The organism is Pontibacter amylolyticus (assembly GCF_014638845.1).
In the GTDB taxonomy this organism is placed as follows: Bacteria; Bacteroidota; Bacteroidia; order Cytophagales; family Hymenobacteraceae; genus Pontibacter; species Pontibacter amylolyticus.
This window is the reverse complement of record NZ_BMFP01000004.1, coordinates 405,235-426,992: the sequence shown is the minus strand read 5'-3', so window position 1 is coordinate 426,992 and position 21,758 is coordinate 405,235. Positions and strand designations below refer to the sequence as shown.

Below are 21,758 nucleotides of genomic sequence, written 5' to 3'. Positions count from 1 at the left end.
AACGCATTCACTAACGCACTAAACATGAGGCAATAATTTGAATTACGATGAAGTGCAGGATGTCTTAATAAAATCACTCATGCACTCAATCACTAATTCACTCAATAAATTAAATCATGCAACTGAGTGACCTTACCATCAGAACGGAGCTAAAACCAGGAGACCTTGGCTACATTACGTTCCGCCACGGTGCCCTTTACAGTAACGAGTGCAACTATGGGATCGAGTTTGAAAGCTACGTGGCCCAGGGGCTGCACGAATTTTTCAGCCAGTACGACCCAAACAAAGACCGGGCATGGCTAGCCGAGCATGAAGGCAGGATCGTTGGATCGCTCCTCCTGATGCACCGCCCTGGGAATGCGGCCCAGTTAAGGTGCTTCCTGATCGAGCCGGAATTCAGAGGCATTGGGCTGGGCAGAAAACTGATGGACCTGTTCATGGATTTCTACAGGGAGAAGGGCTATACCTCCGCCTTCCTCTGGACGACCCATGAACAGGAAGGCGCCATCGCTTTGTATAAACGCTATGGTTTTAAGCTGACGGAAGAGAAACCTTCCACTGCCTTTGGCAAAGCACTGACAGAACAACGGTATGATCTGATTTCATAAACCTATTAACCTGTTATAAGATGTTAATATCAGAGAGATGAGACGATTTAGGAGTAGATTTATTCACACAATCACTCATTCACTCATTCAAAAATGAAATATGAAACCTGACTTTTCGAACATAAATATCAACAAAGTTGCTTCGGTGGAGCATGGTCCCAAAGACCCAATGCCACCGAAGAACTGGAAGACGGCCGAGCAGATTCCGCTCAAGAGCTACTATACCTCCGAGGACGTTCAACACTTCGAGCACCTGGACTTTGCCGCTGGTCTGCCGCCCTACCTGCGCGGCCCCTACAGCACCATGTATGTGCAGAAGCCCTGGACCATCCGCCAATATGCCGGATTCTCCACCGCCGAGGAATCCAACGCTTTTTACCGCCGCAATTTGGCCGGCGGACAGAAAGGCCTTTCGGTAGCCTTTGACCTGGCCACGCACCGCGGCTACGACTCCGACCACCCACGCGTAGAAGGCGACGTGGGCAAGGCCGGTGTGGCTATCGACTCGGTGGAGGACATGAAGATCCTCTTCGACCAGATTCCGTTGAACGAGATGTCGGTGTCGATGACGATGAACGGGGCAGTGCTGCCGATCATGGCCTTTTACATTGTGGCTGCCGAAGAGCAGGGCGTGACGCCGGAGCAGCTGAGCGGCACGATCCAGAACGACATCCTGAAGGAGTTCATGGTGCGCAACACCTACATCTACCCGCCAGAGCCGAGCATGAAGATCATCGCGGATATCTTTGAGTATACCTCGCAGCACATGCCGCGCTTTAACTCGATTTCCATTTCGGGCTACCACATGCAGGAAGCCGGCGCCACCGCCGACATCGAGCTGGCCTATACCCTGGCCGACGGCCTGGAGTATGTGCGCACCGGTCTGAAGGCAGGTATGGACATTGATGTGTTCGCTCCACGCCTCTCCTTTTTCTGGGCCATCGGCATGAACCATTTCATGGAGATCGCCAAAATGCGCGCCGCCCGTATGCTGTGGGCCAAGCTGATCCAACAGTTCAGCCCGAAGAACCCGAAATCGCTCGCGCTGCGCACACACTGCCAAACCTCTGGCTGGAGTCTGACCGAGCAGGACCCCTTCAACAACGTGGCCCGCACCTGCGTGGAGGCCCTGGCAGCCGCTCTTGGCGGAACCCAAAGCTTGCACACCAATGCACTCGACGAGGCCATTGCGTTGCCAACCGATTTCTCTGCACGCATTGCCCGTAACACGCAGATTTACTTGCAGCAGGAAACCAACATCACCAAAGTGGTGGACCCATGGGGAGGCTCTTATTATGTGGAGGCCCTCACGCACGAGATTGCCCACAAAGCCTGGGCTTTGATTCAGGAAGTGGAAGAGCTGGGAGGTATGGCCAAGGCCATTGAAACCGGTCTGCCGAAAATGCGCATCGAGGAAGCCGCTGCCCGCAAGCAGGCCCGCATCGATTCCGGCAAGGACGTGATCGTGGGGGTGAACAAGTACCGCCCGGACCAGATCCAGGAAATCGACATCCTCGACATCGACAACACGGCCGTGCGCGAATCGCAGCTCCGCCGACTGGCCCAGGTAAAAGACAACCGCTACACCCAGGCGGTTGAAGAAGCCCTCCAAGCATTGACGGTGGCCGCTGAATCCGGTGAAGGCAATCTGCTGGAGTTGGCTGTGAACGCCGCCCGTCTGCGTGCCACGCTGGGCGAGATTTCTGACGCATTAGAGAAAATTTACGGAAGACACAAAGCTGTGATACGATCCATTTCAGGCATCTACTCTGCCGAACTCTCCGACGACGAGAACTTCGAGCGGGCCAAAGTGTTGGCAGACCAATTCGAGGAACTGGAAGGCCGCCGACCGCGCATTATGGTCGCCAAAATGGGACAAGACGGTCACGACCGCGGCTCTAAGGTCATTGCCACTTCCTTCGCCGACCTTGGCTTTGACGTAGACATCGGTCCGCTGTTCCAGACGCCGGCCGAGGTAGCCATGCAGGCTGCTGAAAACGACGTGCACGTAGTGGGGGTGTCCTCGCTGGCAGCCGGCCACAAAACGCTGGTGCCGCAGCTGATCGAAGAACTCCGCAAGCTCGACCGCGAAGACATTATGGTGATCGTGGGTGGCGTTATACCTGCCCAGGACTACGACTTCCTGTTCAAGGCCGGCGCTGAAGGCGTGTTCGGTCCGGGTACCATCATTTCCGTAGCTGCCCAGAACATTCTGGAGAAGCTGATCAGGAGAGTGGAGGAATAATTAACTTGAAGAGTTGAAAGCTGCAGTTGACTAAGGTCGGCTGCAGCTTTTTCATTTCCAGTAAACACTGTTCTCGGGTCACACGCCGGTTTCTGGCAGGTATACGGCTTACCACTGCTTTGCCATAGCCCTTTTAAAGCTGTACCTTTGTGGCAATTATACAATTGCCTTATGTTATCAAAACCAGCGAAATACATCTTAGTAAGCCTCACAGCTGCCCTTATCATCTACTTCATCTATGATTCCTTTTCCCTGCCCAGCGTCGATGACCTGAACGGCGATTTTAAGGAAGTGGCCTTTTACCGCAACGAGAATAACACCGGCCCGATTGTGCGGATCTATGCTGTAACCGTGAATGACACGCTTTGGGAGGAAATGGAAGCTTATGGCAATTTTATGCCGCATACCAAGTATGGCACCACACGGGTATACTTCTTTCTGAACAGTCAACCTGCTCCAAGCCAGGTAGTGCCCGAGCAGCCCAACTTCGATGCGCAGTACAATGGCAATACCCTGGCCCGCTACGAAAAAGACGCTATGGGGCAGATATCCTTTGTGCGACATCCCTTCAGTCGCTAACATAGCCGTTATCAGGTCTACCATCCATTAATACTTACTGACGATTAAGTAATTACCTCCCACTAATTGCGACTAAAATTTTCAGGCTCATCCTTTTATTACCCGTAAAAGAGAGGATGTGAAACTAAAAACCAGTAAGCTATGAAAATGATTTGGAAAACGGCAGCGGCCTCTCTTTTTGTAAGTTCAGCACTTTTACTGTCTTCCTGCAGCGGAGACCAGGGCACTAACACAGACAGGCCTTCTGACACCATGGAAGACAATACGATGGAAGACTCTGACATGATGGAAGATACCGCCGGCATGCAGGGCACTACCACAGGCGGCACTACTGGTACGACAACAACCGGTACCACCACTGGAGGTATGACCACGACCGGCGGCACGACCACTGGTTCCACCACAGGCACAACAACGGGCACCACGACCGGTACTACCACCGGAACAACAACTGGTACTACCACCGGAACAACAACTGGTACCACTACCGGTACTACATCAGGAACAACTACCGGCACGACGACGGGTACTACAACCGGAACGACCACTGGTACCACAACGGGTACAACTACCGGAACGACAACAGGTACGACGACCGGAACTACGACGGGCACTGGCACGACAACTGGTACGACCACAACTGGCGGCACCACAACAGGCTCTACAACGAGTTCGACTTCTGGCAATTAATCTTCCAGAACTAAAAAGTAGATATTCAGCAACAGAGGGACTGTACGCCCTCTATACAGTTAAGTTTAGCAAAGCAGGGAGCTTGTAAATCAGGCTCCCTGCTTTCTTTATATAACCATAGTAACACTTCCACTCATTTCAGTTATCCCTGATTTTTTCAAGATTTTCCTACATGTATTCAGGAAACAGGCCATCATGTAGGATGAGGGCTTGTGTACCAGGTTGCATAATAGTATACTTGACCCCATGCTTCGTTAATTCGTATGAATACACATTCATATAATAGGCGCTGACTATGAAGCAAGGCAAATCAAAAAAATCATACTTCTTACTAAATCTGGTTCTTTTGCTTCTATCCTATATTTACGCTCCATCGCCGGTACAGGCGCAATACCGACCGGAGACCGATTTGCAGGAGCTTTTCCGCGATGTGCAGTTGTTGCCCGTGTTCCCGGACTCCAAGACCTTTGCAGACTGTGTGCCCCTGCAGGAGCCAGCGTTTATTCTGCAGGCCTACCGGGAGCAACGCCAGCGTCCTAGTTTTGATCTAAAAGCATTTGTGCTGGAGCATTTTCTGCTGCCAACACAGCCATCCTCCAACTTCACGACCGACACCAGCCTACCTGTAACAGCGCATATACGGCGCCTCTGGCCCGTGCTTACCCGCATGCCGGACGATGGCGGCGGATCGCTGCTGCCTCTCCCTCATGCTTATGTGGTGCCGGGTGGCCGCTTTCAGGAAATCTACTACTGGGACAGCTTTTTCACCATGCTGGGGCTGCAGGTAAGCGGCGAAAAGGCGCTGATCCAGCACATGGTCGATAACTTCACACACCTGATCCACACCACCGGCCATATACCGAACGGCAACCGCAGCTATTACCTGAGTCGTTCGCAACCGCCATTTTTTGCGCTTATGTTGCACCTGCTCACACAAGAGTTAGGCCGTGATGTATTACTCAAGTATGCCCCCGCACTGCGCAGGGAGTATGCTTTCTGGATGAATGGGGCCGAACAGCTTACCTCTGCCAACCCAATGCACCGCCGGGTGGTGCTGTTACCGGATGGCAGCATCCTCAACCGCTACTGGGACGACCAGCCGGCTCCGCGTCCGGAGTCTTACAAAGAAGATGTGCACATCGCGCAGGAGTCCGGACGAGACCACGAGGAGGTATACCGCCACATTAGGGCGGCGGCCGAGTCGGGTTGGGACTTTAGCAGCCGCTGGTTCGCCGACAAGCAAAACCTAAGTACGATCCACACCACCGACATCCTGCCCGTGGACCTCAACTCGCTCCTTTTCCACATGGAACTGACGCTCGCTGAGATGGCTGAACTGGAGCGCGACCCGGCAGAGGCCCGGCTGTTCCGACAGAAGGCCAAAGCCCGTCGCAAAGCCATACTGCAACACATGTGGCACGATGGAGACGGCTTCTTTTACGATTATGATTTCGTGAAAGGAACTACCACCAACATCCCTACGCTGGCTGCCGTTTTCCCGCTTTACTTTTGCATGGCCAAGCGACGCCAGGCAGCGGCCGTAGCCGGACGTCTGCGAAACGATTTCCTGAAGGCCGGCGGACTGGCGACGACCCTTGTCCACACCGACCAGCAATGGGACGCCCCAAATGGCTGGGCTCCCCTGCAGTGGATGAGCATACAGGCACTGCGCAATTATGGTCACGAAGATTTGGCCCGCACCATTGCCACCCGCTGGATCACACTGGGCACCCAGGTGCATGAAAACACCGGTAAAATGGTGGAAAAGTATAACGTAGAAAACCTCGAACTCGAAGCGGGCGGTGGGGAGTACCCCAACCAGGATGGCTTCGGATGGACCAACGGCGTGTTCCTTAAACTGATCACGCTATACCCTGAGCTTCGGCCGGTAACGGAGAAAGAGCCTGTCCTGATGCAAGACCACTAAAGCTATACCTGATTTACGACGGCATGGCAAGTATAAGGCAGGAGTTTCGTTCATAGTTCAGGTATACAGGACACGTGCTATACCTGCTCCATAGATTGATTCAGAAACTGGCACTCAGTTTGTAATAGGAGCGTTATACAGAAAAACAGGCCATGATTCAGTTTAAACATACGATAGCGGCAATTGCCTTGCTCCTGGGCTCATTCACAGCTTTTGCCCAGGGCGAAACCTCCAACTGGTACTTCGGCAAGGGAGCCGGCCTCATCTTCAGGGGCGATACGGTAACAGCAGTAGTCAACAGCAGGCTGCAAACCGAGGAAGGCAGCGCCACCATTTCTGACAAAGCGGGCAACCTGCTGTTCTATACCAACGGCATCACGGTCTGGAACAAACACCACCGCGTGATGCCAAACGGCAACGGCCTGATGGGCATGAAGTCCTCCACCCAATCCGCCCTGATTGTACCCAAGCCTGCTGCTGACAGCGTCTTTTACATCTTTACGACCGACATACAGGCGCAGTCCAACGGCTTGCGCTATAGTGTGGTTAACATAAACAAAGACGAAGGCAACGGGGCCGTTACGGCCCGCAACGTGTTCCTGATCGCGCCGGCCACCGAAAAGCTTACGGCCATACGCCACAGCAACAACCGCGACTGGTGGGTGATTGCGCACCGCTGGAACAGCAATGCCTATATGGCCTATCTGGTGACGGCCGAGGGCGTGAACGTGGAGCCTGTGATGAGCAACGTGGGCACCGTACATGGAGGCGCGCACCGCAAAGCCATTGGTTACCTCGTTCCTTCTCCTGACGGCACACGCCTGGCCGCCGCCCTCTGGGACAGCGACAGCAATTTCGAAGTGCTCCGTTTCGACCGCAGTACTGGTGAGGTGTCGGATCCTGTTTTGCTGAAAGGCTATGAAGAGGCTTATGGCGTGTGCTTTTCTCCGGATGGCACCAAGCTTTATGGCACCGCGAACGGCAAGGGCGGCGGCAAGGCGCAGATCATCCAATTCGATCTGCAAGCCGGCGACGAAGCGGCTATTGCCAAATCAGCCGTGGTAGTGGGCACTTCCGGCAGCCCGCGTATAGGCGCCATACAGCTCGGTCCGGATGGCAAGATGTATGTAGCCCGTCAGGATAACATTCACTTAGGTGTGATCAACAACCCGAATGCGTTGGGCAAGGAAAGCGGCTATGTAGACGCGGGCTTTCACCTGGGTGGTCGCAAGAGCGACCTGGGCCTGCCCAACTTCCCGCAAGGTATACAGTCGGGCGGCGGAAGGTCTGCTAATGTAAGGTAGTCCTTTAACGTATAACGACATATGTATCACGAAGCACGACTTCTCCTGGACAAAAGACAATAGACATTGTGACAAAAGACTTTCACTTACAGGTATAGCCGACAAAAAAATCTTTTGTCCTTTGTCAAATAATCCTTTGTCGGGTTCTCACTGAAGAAGTCGTGATACGTGTGTCGTGATTCATAAAAGAATGCTGGCTCGGTAACGCATAAATTCTAAATTTGTAAGGCAATCGATTCTATACCTAACGCTATACCGCCTTGGCAAAACGTTTCAGTGCTGATAAGTATGTAGAGGGCATCCTGGCCGGCGACCGTGTCATGCTGAGTCGTGCCATTACGCTGGTGGAGAGTCGGCTGGCTTCTGACCTGGATCTGGCACAGGACGTTATCAACCAGGTGCTGCCGCATGCCGGCAAATCGGTGCGGATAGGTATAACAGGCGTGCCAGGCGTGGGCAAGAGTACGTTTATTGAGTCTTTCGGCAATTACCTGATTCAGGCGCAGGGCAAGAAGTTGGCCGTGCTGGCCATCGACCCGACCTCACAACGCACAGGAGGCAGCATACTCGGCGACAAGACGCGCATGGAATCGCTCTCCGTCAATCCGCAGGCTTATATTCGTCCCTCCCCCGCCGGCAAATCACTGGGTGGCGTTACCCGCAGCACCCGCGAGTCGATCATCCTCTGCGAAGCGGCCGGTTTTGATGCCATTATTGTGGAGACGGTGGGCGTAGGACAATCGGAAACGGCCGTGCACGCTATGGTCGACTTTTTTCTGCTGCTGATGCTGGCGGGCGCCGGCGATGAACTGCAAGGTATAAAGCGCGGCATTATGGAGATGGCCGACGCCATTGCCATTACCAAAGCCGACGGCGAGAACGCCATGAAAGCCAAGGCCGCACGCGCCGAATACCAGAACGCCCTGCACCTATACCCCATGGCGGCCTCCGGTTGGCTCCCGAAGGTTTCTGTGTGTTCAGCATTAGAGCAAACCGGCCTTGATACCATCTGGCAAACCATAGCGGCATACCTGGAGCTTACACAGCAGAACGGATTTTTTGAGAAGAAGCGCCACGACCAAAACCTGCAGTGGATGTACGAAGCCATACGCCAGGGACTGGAGGACAATTTCTTTGCGCATAAGCAAGTGAAAGACCTATTGCCAGGTATAGCCGATGAAGTAAAGGAAGGCAGAAAGTCGGCGTTTGCGGCAGCGGCGGAGTTGCTCAGGCTAGTATAAAAAAAACAGCCGGCACATCGCTGCACCGGCTGCTCTTCATCAATAAGTAAACTTATCGGGCCTCTGCTAACGTCACTTTGGCCCACTTGCAAATGCCCCCAAGCGGAGGGTTAAACTTGTATACATTTATTTTGACGGACTGCACAAACGGGAACCGCTCATAGATCTTATCAATGATCCGGTGGCCCAGGTGCTCCAGCAGGCGGGCCGGGACTCTCATCTCTTCCAGCGCCAGCGCATACAGCACTTCGTAGTTCACGGTTTCCCCCAGGTCGTCGCTTTCGGCGGCGCGTCTCAGATCGGTTTCAATGAACAGGTCAATGCCGTACTTGTTACCGATCTTCTGCTCCTCGTCGTAAAAACCGTGGAAGGCGAAGAACTCCATTCCTTCCAGTGCAATCTGTCCCATCCGTTTCGAACTAGCCTATCTCGTCGAAGAAAGAGCCCGCAGGCTTCGGCTGGCGCTGTGCCCAGTCAGACAGGCTATTGCGCGATGGCTCCGTCATCGGAGGCTGCACTTCAGGCTTATCCGGTGTGATCGGCTGAATCTCAGGTATAGGCTGCTCAATCTCAGGGGCAGGTATAGTACCCGGGTAGTCCGGCTTCGGCTGCTCGATCTCAGGCGATGGTACATTGGGCACCGGCGTTACCGGGTTCGGAATCTCCGGGTGCGGCTGTGTCACGTCCGGGGCCGGATCGCCAAGTGGTTCGTAGCCATTGCTAATGGCAAGAGCAGGTATAGCAGTTGCTGCAGTGGCCGTAGCCTCCGGCAGTTGTATCGTTCTATTCGTTGTCGTTTCCATATCTTTCATGTTACGCAGCAGCTCGGGCTGTTCTACCCGAAGTTCGGCCGCTCTTGAAAGAATACTGGCAGTACTGGTTTTAGGTTTTGACTTTGTCTTTTCGGCTTTCTCCAGCGCCTCGTTGGCCAGGTTGCGCAGGTCACGCACCATGCTCTCCAGGTACGACTCCATGCGCTGGTAGTCCTGCTCCAGGGCTTTTACCTCCTGCTGCATTTCGCTCACCATGCGCTCAGCCTGCTTCTGGCTGTCCTCCAGTACCACACGAGCCTGGTTGCGGGCTGTGTTCAGCAACTGGTCGGCCTGCAGCTGCGCCTCGCGGATCTTCAGCTCCGACGATTTGTTGGCCTGCTCCAGAATAGAGTTGCCGGTGTCCTCGGCGGTTTTAAGTGTTTTGTATAATGAAGATTCCACCTCGCGCAGCTTCTGCGTCTCGCGGTGAGCCGCCTCCAGCTTGTTGCGCAGGTCTTTGTTCTCGTCGAGCAGCTTTTCCCACTGCTGCGATAAAGTCAGCAAAAAAGCATTTACTTCATCCTTGTCCAGCCCTCTAAATGCCTTCTCAAATGTCTTTTGCCTGATTTCTAAGGGTGTAATCTTCATGATCCAAACTGAATTTTATATCCCACACCGAAATGGTGCGGTCATCACTACACGAAACTAACTGATTCTGGTGAGCCGACCAAAATAATTTATTGACAGAGGTGCCGTGGCTCGCGTTTCGGACTTTATCAATAACCTTGAGTAATTTGAAGGTCTGCGCATCCCACACTTTAATGGACTTATCCATGCTGCAGGTCGCGAAATGGCGTCCGTCGGGGCTGTAGGTGATGTGATTGACGGTATACATGTGGGCGATCACATAGCCGCGCTCCTTGTATTTTTCCTGTACCTCCCAAACCCGTAGGTGAGCATCGCGTCCTGCGGTGAGCAACTGCGTGCCATCCGGAGAGTAAACGACCGTGAACACAGAGTTGGTATGCGCGGGCAGTTCATGCTTCAGCTCCATACTGGTGGCGTCGAAAATACGCACGGTGTGGTCGCTATACCCGGCGGCCAGCTCATTGGTGGTTTTGTTGTAGGCCAGGCAGCGCACGCTCTTGTCCGATTTGCGCACCATGCTGCGCAGCTCAAAGTCCTCGGCCCCGATCACGGCTATACCTCCGTTGCCTAGCCCCACATATACCTGTCCTGTTTCCGGCACGTAGGCAATGTCGAAGATCGCCACTTTGGGCAACGCAACAGATTTATGAATGGCCTTGCTGTGCAGGTCGATTACCTGCAAGCCTTCCTGGTTCTGCCCAATTAGCAACAGGTTACGCTCCGGCACGAACCGCAGGGCGTAAACCGATGTGGTGACCTTCGCGACCAGTTCGCCGGTATCCGGCTGGTTCAGGTCCCAGGAAGCCACCATTCCGTCGCTGCCCGCTGAATAAACAGTGGTAGGTGAGGCGCCGTTCTCCAGGGTATACACACAATCGCGGTGGCCTGTCAGGGTGGCGACTTTCTGTACTTGTATCTTGCTAGCCATCTCTACTTGGTCTGATGTACTTAAATTTAGCTAAATTTACGACAAATGCCGCGAACCCCTCGCCGACAATCCAAAATTACCGCTATGCCCCTGCTCCATATCCGCGAACTTGACGCCCATACCTTGCTGGGGGTATGGCTGCTAGACGAAACGCCGGATGCACTGCGCACGCTGCTACCGACACACCTTATACCTGACGAGGGCCTGCTACTCGCACACCCCAGACGGCAGCGCGAATGGCTGGCCAGCAGGGCGCTCGCTTACCAGCTTTTGCAGCGCTTCACCGATGAACCCCTGCCCCTGCTGCGCGACGCCGCGGGCAAGCCCGTGTTTGCGGGAGCTCCGTTTCAGCTTTCCATCACCCACTCTCCTCAACTGGCCGCCGTTATACTTTCCGAAAAATATGATGTTGGCATAGATATTGAACTACTAAGCGCGAAGGCGCTGCGGGTAGCTGACAAGTTCCTGACTGACCAGGAGAAGGCTTTTACCGCCGACGATGAACAGCAGACTTGTCTGTACTGGAGCGCCAAAGAAACTTTGTACAAGATGTACAGCCAAAAACGACTTATTTTTAAGGAGAACTTGCTGGTGGAACCTTCGCAGAACCCTGAAAACAACTTATTGCAGGGTCACGTTATTACGGATAATTTTTCTAAATTGTATCAGATCCATCACGAAGTGCTTCACAACCACGTACTAACCTATAGTGTTGATCGCTGATACAACTTACACGCACCTAAACAAACAAACATGAAATATCTGGCTTCTTTTGTCGTAGCATTCCTGGTCACGGCCAGTGTATTTGCGCAGGGCAGCTACCAACTTGGTAGCAAAGTGGCTGACTTCTCGCTCAAAGACGGCCAGGGCAAGGCTGTGTCGCTTAGCAATTTTGCCGATAGCAAAACAGTGGTGCTGGTGTTTACTGATAACAAATGCCCATACGCGAAGCTCTACGAAAACCGACTGGTTACTTTGTCCAGCACTTATGCGTCGCGGGGTGTGCAGTTTATCTTCATCAACCCGGGTGTAGGTGTGGGCGAGGGCAGCGATACCATGGAGGACCTGGTAACCAAAAACTACAGCTTCCCTTATCTGGCAGACGAAGGGCAGCGCATCAGTCAAAAATTCGGGGCTACGAAGACCCCGGAAGTGTTTGTGCTGCACAACATGGGCGGTGAGTTTGTGTTGAAGTACAAGGGCGCGATCGATGACAGCCCGCAGGTGGAAAGCGGGGTGCGCAACAATTACCTTAAAACCGTGATTGACGACGTGTTGGCCAATAAAAACATCAGCACAGCCGACAAGCGTGCCACGGGCTGTATGATCAAACGATATTAATCAAATGAATAGCGGCACCTATACCTGCCATTTTCCTGGAACTGTAAGGTAGCGCTATACCTGTATTAGATAAAAACGAAAAGGCCGGCTCTTCTGAGAGCCGGCCTTTTCGTTTTATACCTGAAAGCTGCTGCGCTTATACCGTTGGGTCCTCGTCCGTGATTGCCGTCAGCAGCCTGGTTACCTCAGCTGCCTTTTCCAGGTCGTTGGTCTTCTCGAACGAGAAGGCCAGGTTGCGCAAGGCCCTTTTCACGATCTCGATATTGGAGCACGGCTCGTAGAAAATATCAACCGGGTTCAGGTTGAGCTGCACGATGTAGTTGTCGATATCCGCTTTGGAGAGCATCAGGCCTTTGTTGTACACGTTGATGTAGAACTGCACTTCGCCCAGTTTATAGGTCAGGATAAAGAGATTGGGCAGGTTCACACCGTACACAGGCATACCCAATCGCTGCGCAACGGTCATGTAGATCACGCAAAGCGTCAGCGGGTTTCCGCGTTTCGTCTCCAGCGCCAGGTGCATCATGGAGTTCGACGGGGAGTGAAAGTTCTTGGTGTTGGCCGAAAACTTCTTGTCACGGAAAAGCGAGTTATTCAGCGACTTCACCTGGTCATAAGGGTGCATATTGTCCTTCATGTTCGTCCAGGCGTCATAGTACAGCTGATCGAGCCCTCTCGACAAGGTAGCCAGTTCCACGTCCGGGTACAGGTAGGTATTCACCAGCCACATACCCTCTACCAGGTCCTGTCCTCCACGCTCTTTCCAGTTTTTGAGGCGCTGCAACAGGCCGTCAAATTGCAAACTGTGGATCAGGTCCTCTATTCGCTTCTGCAGGTCCGAGTTCAGGGTTTCCTCCCATTCCTCTTCCAGAAAGGGAATAATGCTCTCACCCAATGATACAATCTTCTGCTCTACGTGCGACGCGACCTCATAATCTATATCATCCAACAGCGAGATCATCGCCTTTATTTCCTTCTTTGTCAAAATAATGCGTAATAGTTAAAGCGTAATAAGTAATGAATAGTGCAAACGCCACAAAACGTATAACACTGTTCTTAAAACTAACCACTTATTCCTCCCGAAGATTTCAGAATGGAAAATAATATTTCACTTATTTCTGCTTAAGCCTGCTGCTAACTGTCCAAGGCCTCCTTTTCCAGTCAACTTTCAACATGGAGTGATCGGAGTCTACAGCAGCGAAATGGTTAAACCTGAATCCGAATTAACCGGCAGAGGTTCTAACAGGTATAGCACTGAACGGCAATAGGTTATACCACCAGCGCTATACCTGCAAAATCACGTTTGAATCACACCCACATTATACGGCTTCTCAATGGGCGCGTGGTTGGCGGCTTCTATCCCCATCGAAATAACCTTGCGGGTCTCCTGTGGGTCGATGATGCCGTCGATCCACAGGCGGGCCGCCGCGTAGTATGGAGAAAGCTCCTCGTTGTACTTTGCTTTGATACGCTCGAGCAACTCGTTCTCCGCCTCCGGAGTGATCTCCTCCCCTTTCGCTTTCAGGGCTGATACCTGAATTTGCAGCAAGGTATTGGCTGCCGCGGCACCGCTCATCACAGCCAGTTGAGCCGATGGCCAGGCGTAGATCAGGCGTGGATCGTAGGCTTTGCCGCACATGGCGTAGTTGCCGGCGCCGTAGCTGTTGCCCAGGATGATCGTGAACTTCGGCACCACCGAGTTGGCCATGGCATTCACCATTTTGGCGCCATCCTTAATGATGCCGCCGTGCTCGGCCTTGCTGCCCACCATGAAGCCCGATACGTCGTGCAAAAACACGAGCGGAATTTTCTTCTGGTTGCAGTTCATGATAAAGCGGGCCGCCTTGTCAGCTGAGTCGGAGTAAATCACGCCGCCCATCTGCATTTCGCCTTTTTTGCTCTTCACGATCTTGCGCTGGTTGGCCACGATGCCCACCGCCCAGCCATCGATACGACCCAATCCGCAGATCAGCGTCTGCCCGTACAGTTCTTTGTATGGCTCGAACTCAGAGTTGTCGACCAGGCGATGGATGATGTCCATCATGTCGTAGGGCTTGGTGCGGTCTGCTGGCAGCATGCCGTAGATTTGCTTCTCGTCGAGCTTTGGAGCGGCAGACTCCACACGGCTGAAACCAGCCTTTGGGTTTTCGCCCAGCTTATCGAAGATGGTGCGGATGTGGTCCAGCGCCTCTTTGTCGTCTTTGCACTTGTAGTCGGTTACGCCGGATATCTCGCAGTGTGTGGAAGCGCCACCCAGCGTCTCGTTGTCGATACTCTCGCCAATGGCTGACTTTACCAGGTATGAGCCGCCCAGAAAAACAGAGCCCGTGCCTTCCACGATCAGGGCTTCGTCGCTCATGATCGGCAGGTAGGCGCCACCGGCCACACAACTGCCCATGATCGCAGCGATCTGCACAATGCCCATCGAGCTCATCACAGCGTTATTGCGGAACATGCGCCCGAAGTGCTCTTTGTCCGGGAAGATTTCGTCCTGCATGGGCAGAAACACACCGGCGCTGTCTACCAGGTATACGATCGGCAGTTTGTTCTCCATGGCAATTTCCTGCGCACGAAGATTTTTCTTAGCCGTGATCGGGAACCAGGCACCAGCCTTCACGGTCGCGTCGTTGGCGACCACCACGCACTGGCGGCCTTTGATGTAGCCTATACCTGTCACTACGCCGCCGCTCGGGCAACCGCCTACCTCCTGGTACATGCCCTCGCCGGCAAAGGCGCCCACTTCCAGAAACTCGGTGCCTTCGTCGAGCAGGTAGTCGATGCGTTCGCGGGCTGTCATTTTACCTTTGGCATGCTCTTTTGCGATGCGCTTCTCGCCGCCGCCCAGGTGTACTTTCTTCAGTTTGCTTTTCAGCTGGAAACTCAGCTGTTTGAGAGAGTCTTCGTTCTTATTGAATTCGATATCCATGAAAGGGTGATTATAAATAAGGGGACTACTTACAATGAAAAATCCGCTTTAAGGGCGGATTTCACAAATATACAATTTTTATAAGATGCACTATTGCCTTTTTGTGGTGTCACCAGGCACTACCTTTACCGAGTCAGGCGCCGGACGACGGAACTCATCGGGGTTCTCGTCCTGCAGCTCTTTTACCTCCTCCAGCGTGATCACCCGCCCTGTGGCATCCACCTTATACCTGTCCTTGCGACCAATAAGCGAGAACTGCACATAGCGCTTCGGATAGGCCTGGATGTCGCGCAGCAGCAAATTGAGCGCCTCGGTTGAGCGGTTCATGTTGTTATACAACTGTTCATCGTTCATCAATCGACCCAGTGAGCCCTCATTCGAGTTGAGTTTGGCGATCGTGGCTTCCAGTTCGTTCACGGCTGAGTTGGCATCGGCTACAAGTTTCTTCACTTCTACCTGCTTCAGGGTATCCGTGATCTCAACCATATTCAAGGTAAGTCGGTCGATGTTGCGCTGAGTCTGGTTGAGGGCCGAGGTGAGCTGGCTTAGATTTTTGGTGATCTGGTTGATGTTGCGCTGGTTTTCGCGTATGATCTCGTTTACCGCCTCTGTCGTTTTGTTGGAGTTGGCCAGTATCTGTTGCAGGTTGCCTTTGGCCTCACTGTCGAGCAGGCGGTTGACGCGAGCAAGGGTCGTATCTACTTTATCGATGACCGGCACCGACTTAGAAGAAAGCATGTCGGTGATGCTGGTCTCTTTGAAGGCGATCAGCTCCTCTCCACCGTTGTATTGCTTTTTATTGTTTTTCAGGAAGAGCGTAATGGCCTTGCTTCCCAAAAGGTCCGAGTTGCCGAGGCTGGCGATGGTAGAGTCCCCGATCTGCAGGTCTTTCCGCACTTCTATGTCCACACGTACCATGTTTGCGCGGTCAGTAAGCAGCTTCAGGTCTTTCACATGGCCAACCTGTATGCCGTTCAGAAAGACAGGATTTGAGATGGTAAGACCGTCCACGCTGTCGTATACCACATGATAAGAGTTGGTTTTAGAGAAGAGTGAGGAGCCTTTCAGGAATTCATACCCGAAATATAATATCACAATGGTTGTTATGCCCAACAGGGCAACCTTAATTTCCTTTGATATTTTCACGTAGGTGAGTTTGCGTTATGCTTTAGTTCATGGCTTCAAGCTCTTGCTTGTATTCCTTGAAGGCACGATATATACCTGATGCCATATACGTCTGACCCGTTTTATCGTTAAGGAATTTTTCCTCAGCCGGATTGGTCAGGAAGCCGGCCTCGATCAGCACGCTCGGCATATAGGATTTCCAGAGCACCAGAAAGCCCGCCTGCTTCACGCCGCGGCTGGTGCGCCCCACCCGGTGTTTAAACTCATTTTCTACTTTCTGGGCAAAACGGAGGCTGTTGTCGATGTAAGCACTCTGGTGCAGCGCGAACATGATGTGGCTCTGCGGAGAGTTCGGGTCGAAGCCGCCGTATTTTTCCTTGTAGTCGTCTTCCTGCAAGATAACGGCGTTTTCGCGCTTGGCTACGGCCAGGTTGTTGTTGGAGGTATGAAGGCCCATGGTATAGGTCTCGGTGCCAAAAGCAGAAGGAGGGCCCGCATTAAGGTGGATGGAGATGAACAGGTCCGCATTGTTCTTGTTGGCTATACCTGCGCGGTCGATCAACTCCACAAACGTATCGTCTTTGCGGGTGTAAACAACTTTCACATCGGGCACGTTCTTCTCAATTAACGCACCGACCTGCAAGGCCAGCTTTAAGGCCACATCAGCCTCATGCGAAACTTTGCCGTTACAGCCTATGTCTTTGCCACCATGACCCGCATCAATTACTACCGTGCGCAGTTTATACGCCTTGCGGTATTCGAGCTTGCTGGAAGAGAGTAAAAGTAAACTTAGGGCCAGAATTGAAATAGTAACAATATTTCTCACAACGCTCGTTAGTTAAAAGTTAAACAATAACTTTGTACAAAATAAATAAAACTTTAGGGAAGTCTGAAGAAGTTGCGCTACATTTTAATCTTTTTGCTGCTGGTGCAGCTCGCCGTGCTTTCTACCCAGCCTGCACTGGGTCAACGGGTCCGCCGTCCTACCACTACAGCCTCGCCAAAAGACACTGTCAACATCTCTCCACCCCAGGATTCGCTCGTAACGGCGGCACCCCAGGGCGACATCGAGACCACAATCAATTACTCTGCCAGAGATTCCATTCGGTTTGAGGTAGACCGCAAAGTAGTACATCTGTACGGAGATGCCAAAATTGATTACGGCACCATGGAGCTTTCGGCGGCTTACATCCAGATCGACTACGACCTGAATACCTTAACGGCCACCACCCTTGCCGACTCAGCAGGCCAGGAGACTGGTACTCCGGTGTTTAAGGACGGCGCGGAAAGTTACGCTGCCAAGCGCATTGCCTATAATTACAAAACCAAGCGCGGCAGGATCTCAGAAGTAGTAACGCAACAAGGCGAGGGCTATATACATTCCGAGGTGGTGAAAAAAAATGAGGCAAACGAAATTTTCGGTCTGCACAACAAATACACGACCTGTAACCTGGAGCATCCGCACTTCTACATCAGCGCCGGCAAGATCAAGGCTATACCTAACGACAAGATCATGTCGGGGCCGTTTAACCTCGTGATCGCCGATATACCTACGCCGCTCGGATTTCTGTTCGGCCTCTTCCCGACTCCAAAGAACAAACGCTCATCGGGCGTGATCGTGCCGACCTTCGGCGAGTCGCGTGCCCGGGGCTTTTACCTGAGCAACGGGGGCTACTACCTGGCCCTCAACGACTACATTGGCACCCGCATCACCGGCGACATCTACTCGCTGGGCGGGTATAAGGTGACCGTGGACAACACGTATATCAAACGCTACTCATACCGTGGCAATCTCAACATCAGCTACGACTTCTTTAAAAATGACGAAGCGGATGTGGCTGACCCGAACCGTTCCACGAACAGCCTGGCCGGTCTGCCGCCTACCCAGCGCACGGCTTTTATCAACTGGTCGCATAGCCCGGTGCAGAAGCCGGGACGTGGTCGCTTCTCAGCCAACGTGCGGGCCGGTAGCAGTCAGCACAACCGCGTGAATTTCAACAGCTCGAACGCGTACCTGGCCCCGACCTTCAACTCAACCATCACTTACCAGAAGAACATACAGAACTCGCCTTTCAGCTATACCGCTACGTTGAGCCAGGGCCAGAACAACGGTGGCTTTGTGGGAGAAGGTGAGAACAGAAGGCCTGCTCCAACGATCATGCGCTTCACGCTACCTGACCTTAACTTCGCGATGACACAGACGAGCTTGTACGAGCTTTTCTCGAAGAACGTGCCGACCGGCCAGTGGTATGAAAACTTCACCTTCGGCTACAACGTGCGGGTCCGCAACGAGGTGTCGAACCAGGTGCCTGCCCGCAGACTGGGCAACATACCTGTGGTGGGCGGCACAGAAAGAGACACTTCTTTTGCGCTTAACTTTGACAACCTGGGGGAGCTCTGGCGCAACGGCCGGAAGAGTGCCGACCACAACTTTAACATCGGGCTGGGCAACTACAAGGTGCTCCGCTTTTTCAACCTGACGCCGAACGTTACCTACCGGGAGTCGTGGTTCGACAACAAACTGACCTATACCTACGACGAGGAGCAGCAGGCAGTGCGCATCGACACGGCGAGTTTTGGCAGGGTGTACGAGTACGGTGCTGGCGCCTCCCTCAACACGACCGTGTACGGTACCGTGCAGTTCCCGAAGAGCAAGCGGGTGGAGGCCATCCGCCATACCATGATTCCGAGCATCAGCTACGGTTACCGTCCTAACTTCGGCGACGAGAGCCGCTTCGGCTTCTCCCAAACCACCCAGGTGGCAATAGACTCGCTGACGAACCAGCCGATCTTCCAGACGCTGCCGCGCTTTAACGGCAACGTACCGTCAGGAGGTCTGCAAAGCAGTCTGGGCATCCAGATCAATAACCGGGTAGAGATGAAAGTGCGCTCCCGCAGCGACTCCACAGACGCCAAATCGGAGAAAGTGAGCCTAATCGATAACCTGAACATAAGCACTAACTACAACCTGGCTGCCGACTCGCTGCGACTCTCCCCCATTAACATCAGCATGAACACACGCCTGTTCAAGGTGTTTGATGTGAACTTTACATCTACTCTCAACCCATACCAAGCCAGTCCGGATGGTAACCGTTCTATAGACCGCTATATGCTGGAGGGTCCCGGTTTTAAGCTCGCCAGGCTGACCAATGCCAACCTGAGCGTGCGGGCCAACTTCAACCCTGAAGCGCGGTCTACGAACACGCCACCACCGACTAACCTGCCGGGTATGCTGAACCCGAACGACCAGTTCCTGCCGGACTACGTGGACTTCAACATTCCCTGGACGCTAAACCTGGACTATACGATCTACTATACCGGAGGCACACAGCAGAACCGGGGTGAGGTTACGCAGAACATTGGCATGCAAGGCACCCTGAACCTAACCGAAAAGTGGAAGTTTGGCTACATGGCCGGGTATGACTTTACCAACCAGAACATTTCCAACGCCAGCCTCGACATTTACCGCGACTTGCACTGCTGGGAGATGAGCATCGGCTGGCGACCATTCGGTTTGATGCGCGGCTATAACGTGACGATCAATGCTCGCTCTGCCCTGCTGCGCGACCTGAAGCTCTCCCGGAACAGGTCTGGCTTCAACCGATAACCCCTGTGACAGCCACTTGCCAAATCGGGTGGCTGTTTTGTTTTGAATTTCATACTTTTGAATCAAACTCAAACCAGCATCCTATGTCTGTTCATAAAAGCGACGTAAAAAAAGTTACCACGCACCAGCTGCAGAATATGAAAGAGCGCGGCGAGAAGATCTCCATGCTCACCGCGTACGACTACTCCATGGCCACCATTCTGGACGCAGCCGGCGTAGACGTGCTGCTTGTCGGTGACTCCGCCTCCAACGTAATGGCCGGCCACGAGACAACGCTCCCCATCACACTGGACCAGATGATCTACCACGCTTCTTCGGTGATCCGTGGTGTGAACCGCGCTTTTGTGGTGGTGGATCTGCCGTTTGGCTCTTACCAGGGCAATTCTTCCGAAGCGCTGCGTTCTACCATCCGCATCATGAAGGAATCGGGCGCACATGGCATCAAGCTGGAGGGTGGTGCTGAGATAAAGGAATCTATTATGCGCATCCTGAGTGCTGGTGTACCGGTGATGGGCCACCTAGGCCTGACCCCGCAGTCTATTTATAAATTCGGCACCTATACCGTGCGGGCCAAAGAAGAGGCCGAAGCGCAGAAGCTGATCGACGACGCCCTCCTGCTGCAGGAGTTGGGCTGCTTCTCGATCGTGCTGGAGAAGATTCCTTCGGAGTTGGCCAAGCGTGTTGCCGAAAAGCTCGAAATTCCGATCATAGGTATAGGCGCGGGTCCGCACGTGGACGGACAGGTGCTGGTGGTGCACGATATGCTGGGCATCAACAAGGAGTTCAAACCCCGCTTCCTGCGTCGCTACGCCGACCTGCATACCATCATGACCGACGCCGTGCAGAACTACGTGAAGGACGTGAAGAGCAAAGATTTTCCGAACGAGAAGGAAGCGTATTAATTTGAGTTATAGTTATGAGTTAAAAGTTAAGAGTGAAAGGTATGCGTACGTTAGAGTCCGCGGCTATAGTCTTAACGCTAATACCAGCTTTGATACTGGACACCTCTGGATAAAACACTTTTAACTCATAACTCTTCACTTTTAACTCTCAACTAAATTGCTAGACGTTCTTTTTGAGGATAACCATGTGCTGGTGGTGAATAAGCCGGCGGGGCTGCTTGTGCACGGCGATGAAACCGGCGACGAGTGTATGGCTGACGTGGCAAAGGCCTACATCAAAGAGAAGTATAACAAGCCGGGCAATGTATACATCGGGATAGTGCACCGCCTGGATCGACCGGTGAGCGGGGTGGTGGTGCTTGCCAAAACCTCCAAAGCCCTCACGCGCCTCAACGAGCTTTTCCGAAGCAAGAAGACCGTAAAAACGTACTGGGCCGTGGTGCTTAACCGACCTGCTATACCTGAGCAGACCCTGGTGCACTGGCTCATCAAGGACAGCAGCCGCAACGTGACCAAAGCCTACGCCCGCGAAAACCAAAACGGACTCCGCTCCGAGCTGAGCTACCGTCTGGTCGGGCAGTATGACAACCTCTACCTGCTGGAGGTAAATCCAGTGACGGGTCGTCCGCACCAGATCCGGGTGCAACTGGCCTCTATGAACTGCCCCATTGCCGGCGACCTAAGGTATGGCGCCAGCAAACCGTTGCCGGACAAGAGCATCGCGCTGCACGCCCGAAGCCTGCAGTTCGAGCATCCCACCCTGAAGACCATGATTACCGTGACCGCCCCACTTCCCGCTGCTCCGATCTGGAAACCTTTTGTTAATGAGCAATGACGAATGAATAATTAGTAATGATTAAGGTACAGGTATACGATCAGCTTACACCTTGCTTCAGCTTATAAGCCTGGCCTCCCACGTCTGGCACTCCTTGATC

Annotated in this window: 19 protein-coding genes; 12 read left to right on the top strand and 7 right to left on the bottom strand. The window is 53.2% G+C overall.

Features of this window, described 5'->3' with window-relative positions; translation table 11 throughout:
• Nucleotides 1-116: 116 nt before the first annotated feature.
• The 7 genes from IEV97_RS12465 (at nucleotide 117) to meaB (ending at nucleotide 8,594) form a co-directional block, all read left to right on the top strand.
• The gene (locus IEV97_RS12465; RefSeq protein ID WP_188501802.1) at nucleotides 117-608 is read left to right on the top strand and encodes a GNAT family N-acetyltransferase; all 492 of its coding nucleotides are present in this window, start codon (nucleotides 117-119) and stop codon (nucleotides 606-608) included.
• 100 nt (nucleotides 609-708) lie between these two features.
• Nucleotides 709-2,853 carry a methylmalonyl-CoA mutase gene (gene scpA, locus IEV97_RS12460; RefSeq protein ID WP_188501801.1) on the top strand — a complete coding sequence of 715 codons (2,145 nt, stop codon included), beginning with the start codon at nucleotides 709-711 and terminating at the stop codon, nucleotides 2,851-2,853.
• Between the two features lie 171 nt (nucleotides 2,854-3,024).
• Nucleotides 3,025-3,432: a hypothetical protein gene (locus IEV97_RS12455; RefSeq protein ID WP_188501800.1), complete on the top strand. Its 408-nt coding sequence runs from the start codon at nucleotides 3,025-3,027 to the stop codon at nucleotides 3,430-3,432.
• 141 nt (nucleotides 3,433-3,573) lie between these two features.
• A complete protein-coding gene (locus tag IEV97_RS12450; RefSeq protein WP_188501799.1) occupies nucleotides 3,574-4,122 on the top strand; it encodes a hypothetical protein in 549 nt (182 codons plus the stop codon).
• 346 nt (nucleotides 4,123-4,468) lie between these two features.
• Nucleotides 4,469-6,049, top strand: a complete 1,581-nt coding sequence (gene treF / locus IEV97_RS12445) for an alpha,alpha-trehalase TreF (RefSeq protein WP_229733926.1) — start codon at nucleotides 4,469-4,471, stop codon at nucleotides 6,047-6,049.
• A 152-nt stretch (nucleotides 6,050-6,201) separates the two neighbouring features.
• Nucleotides 6,202-7,353, top strand: a complete 1,152-nt coding sequence (locus tag IEV97_RS12440) for a WD40 repeat domain-containing protein (RefSeq protein WP_188501797.1) — start codon at nucleotides 6,202-6,204, stop codon at nucleotides 7,351-7,353.
• A 260-nt stretch (nucleotides 7,354-7,613) separates the two neighbouring features.
• A complete protein-coding gene (meaB, locus tag IEV97_RS12435) occupies nucleotides 7,614-8,594 on the top strand; it encodes a methylmalonyl Co-A mutase-associated GTPase MeaB (protein ID WP_188501796.1) in 981 nt (326 codons plus the stop codon).
• Nucleotides 8,595-8,646: 52 nt separating this feature from the next.
• On the opposite strand, the gene folB is transcribed toward meaB, so the two are convergent.
• Genes folB through IEV97_RS12420 form a run of 3 tightly spaced genes read right to left on the bottom strand, consistent with a single transcriptional unit; the run spans nucleotide 8,647 to nucleotide 10,922 of the window.
• Nucleotides 8,647-9,003 carry a dihydroneopterin aldolase gene (gene folB / locus IEV97_RS12430; RefSeq protein WP_188501795.1) on the bottom strand — a complete coding sequence of 119 codons (357 nt, stop codon included), beginning with the start codon at nucleotides 9,001-9,003 and terminating at the stop codon, nucleotides 8,647-8,649.
• Nucleotides 9,004-9,013: 10 nt separating this feature from the next.
• Complete coding sequence (locus IEV97_RS12425) at nucleotides 9,014-9,994, bottom strand: DivIVA domain-containing protein (protein WP_188501794.1); 981 nt, start codon at nucleotides 9,992-9,994, stop codon at nucleotides 9,014-9,016.
• Nucleotides 9,954-10,922 (bottom strand): WD40 repeat domain-containing protein, encoded by a 969-nt coding sequence (locus IEV97_RS12420; protein WP_188501793.1) that lies wholly within the window; start codon nucleotides 10,920-10,922, stop codon nucleotides 9,954-9,956. Before IEV97_RS12420 ends, IEV97_RS12425 begins: the two co-directional genes overlap by 41 nt.
• Nucleotides 10,923-11,006: 84 nt before the next feature.
• On the opposite strand from IEV97_RS12420, the gene IEV97_RS12415 reads away from it, so the two are divergent.
• Both IEV97_RS12415 and IEV97_RS12410 read left to right on the top strand, forming a co-directional pair.
• Nucleotides 11,007-11,645, top strand: coding sequence for a 4'-phosphopantetheinyl transferase superfamily protein (locus tag IEV97_RS12415; protein WP_188501792.1), 639 nt, complete (start codon nucleotides 11,007-11,009; stop codon nucleotides 11,643-11,645).
• A 30-nt stretch (nucleotides 11,646-11,675) separates the two neighbouring features.
• Nucleotides 11,676-12,263: a thioredoxin family protein gene (locus tag IEV97_RS12410; RefSeq protein WP_188501791.1), complete on the top strand. Its 588-nt coding sequence runs from the start codon at nucleotides 11,676-11,678 to the stop codon at nucleotides 12,261-12,263.
• A 136-nt stretch (nucleotides 12,264-12,399) separates the two neighbouring features.
• Here the strand turns inward: IEV97_RS12410 and IEV97_RS12405 are convergent, their stop codons facing one another.
• The 4 genes from IEV97_RS12405 to IEV97_RS12390 form a co-directional block, all read right to left on the bottom strand.
• Nucleotides 12,400-13,248, bottom strand: a complete 849-nt coding sequence (locus tag IEV97_RS12405) for a transglutaminase-like domain-containing protein (protein WP_188501790.1) — start codon at nucleotides 13,246-13,248, stop codon at nucleotides 12,400-12,402.
• Between the two features lie 312 nt (nucleotides 13,249-13,560).
• Nucleotides 13,561-15,189: an acyl-CoA carboxylase subunit beta gene (locus tag IEV97_RS12400; RefSeq protein WP_188501789.1), complete on the bottom strand. Its 1,629-nt coding sequence runs from the start codon at nucleotides 15,187-15,189 to the stop codon at nucleotides 13,561-13,563.
• A gap of 90 nt (nucleotides 15,190-15,279) precedes the next feature.
• Nucleotides 15,280-16,335: an MlaD family protein gene (locus IEV97_RS12395; RefSeq protein WP_188501788.1), complete on the bottom strand. Its 1,056-nt coding sequence runs from the start codon at nucleotides 16,333-16,335 to the stop codon at nucleotides 15,280-15,282.
• A 22-nt stretch (nucleotides 16,336-16,357) separates the two neighbouring features.
• Complete coding sequence (locus IEV97_RS12390) at nucleotides 16,358-17,140, bottom strand: N-acetylmuramoyl-L-alanine amidase family protein (RefSeq protein WP_188501787.1); 783 nt, start codon at nucleotides 17,138-17,140, stop codon at nucleotides 16,358-16,360.
• A gap of 72 nt (nucleotides 17,141-17,212) precedes the next feature.
• On the opposite strand from IEV97_RS12390, the gene IEV97_RS12385 reads away from it, so the two are divergent.
• The 3 genes from IEV97_RS12385 to IEV97_RS12375 all read left to right on the top strand — a co-directional run bounded on the left by IEV97_RS12385 (nucleotide 17,213) and on the right by IEV97_RS12375 (nucleotide 21,658).
• Complete coding sequence (locus IEV97_RS12385) at nucleotides 17,213-19,921, top strand: putative LPS assembly protein LptD (RefSeq protein ID WP_188501786.1); 2,709 nt, start codon at nucleotides 17,213-17,215, stop codon at nucleotides 19,919-19,921.
• Between the two features lie 83 nt (nucleotides 19,922-20,004).
• Complete coding sequence (gene panB, locus IEV97_RS12380) at nucleotides 20,005-20,823, top strand: 3-methyl-2-oxobutanoate hydroxymethyltransferase (protein ID WP_188501785.1); 819 nt, start codon at nucleotides 20,005-20,007, stop codon at nucleotides 20,821-20,823.
• Between the two features lie 157 nt (nucleotides 20,824-20,980).
• Nucleotides 20,981-21,658, top strand: a complete 678-nt coding sequence (locus IEV97_RS12375) for an RluA family pseudouridine synthase (protein ID WP_229733925.1) — start codon at nucleotides 20,981-20,983, stop codon at nucleotides 21,656-21,658.
• The last annotated feature ends 100 nt before the right edge of the window (nucleotides 21,659-21,758 follow it).

What these genes read in the sequence shown, in the direction of transcription:
- IEV97_RS12465 (WP_188501802.1), top strand. Translation starts at nt 117, where the DNA reads ATGCAACTGAGTGACCTTACCATCAGAACGGAGCTAAAACCAGGAGAC.
- IEV97_RS12415 (WP_188501792.1), top strand. Translation starts at nt 11,007, where the DNA reads ATGCCCCTGCTCCATATCCGCGAACTTGACGCCCATACCTTGCTGGGG.
- panB (WP_188501785.1), top strand. Translation starts at nt 20,005, where the DNA reads ATGTCTGTTCATAAAAGCGACGTAAAAAAAGTTACCACGCACCAGCTG.
- IEV97_RS12450 (WP_188501799.1), top strand. Translation starts at nt 3,574, where the DNA reads ATGAAAATGATTTGGAAAACGGCAGCGGCCTCTCTTTTTGTAAGTTCA.
- IEV97_RS12420 (WP_188501793.1), bottom strand. Translation starts at nt 10,922, where the DNA reads ATGGCTAGCAAGATACAAGTACAGAAAGTCGCCACCCTGACAGGCCAC.
- folB (WP_188501795.1), bottom strand. Translation starts at nt 9,003, where the DNA reads ATGGGACAGATTGCACTGGAAGGAATGGAGTTCTTCGCCTTCCACGGT.
- IEV97_RS12425 (WP_188501794.1), bottom strand. Translation starts at nt 9,994, where the DNA reads ATGAAGATTACACCCTTAGAAATCAGGCAAAAGACATTTGAGAAGGCA.
- IEV97_RS12455 (WP_188501800.1), top strand. Translation starts at nt 3,025, where the DNA reads ATGTTATCAAAACCAGCGAAATACATCTTAGTAAGCCTCACAGCTGCC.
- IEV97_RS12400 (WP_188501789.1), bottom strand. Translation starts at nt 15,189, where the DNA reads ATGGATATCGAATTCAATAAGAACGAAGACTCTCTCAAACAGCTGAGT.
- IEV97_RS12440 (WP_188501797.1), top strand. Translation starts at nt 6,202, where the DNA reads ATGATTCAGTTTAAACATACGATAGCGGCAATTGCCTTGCTCCTGGGC.
- scpA (WP_188501801.1), top strand. Translation starts at nt 709, where the DNA reads ATGAAACCTGACTTTTCGAACATAAATATCAACAAAGTTGCTTCGGTG.
- IEV97_RS12410 (WP_188501791.1), top strand. Translation starts at nt 11,676, where the DNA reads ATGAAATATCTGGCTTCTTTTGTCGTAGCATTCCTGGTCACGGCCAGT.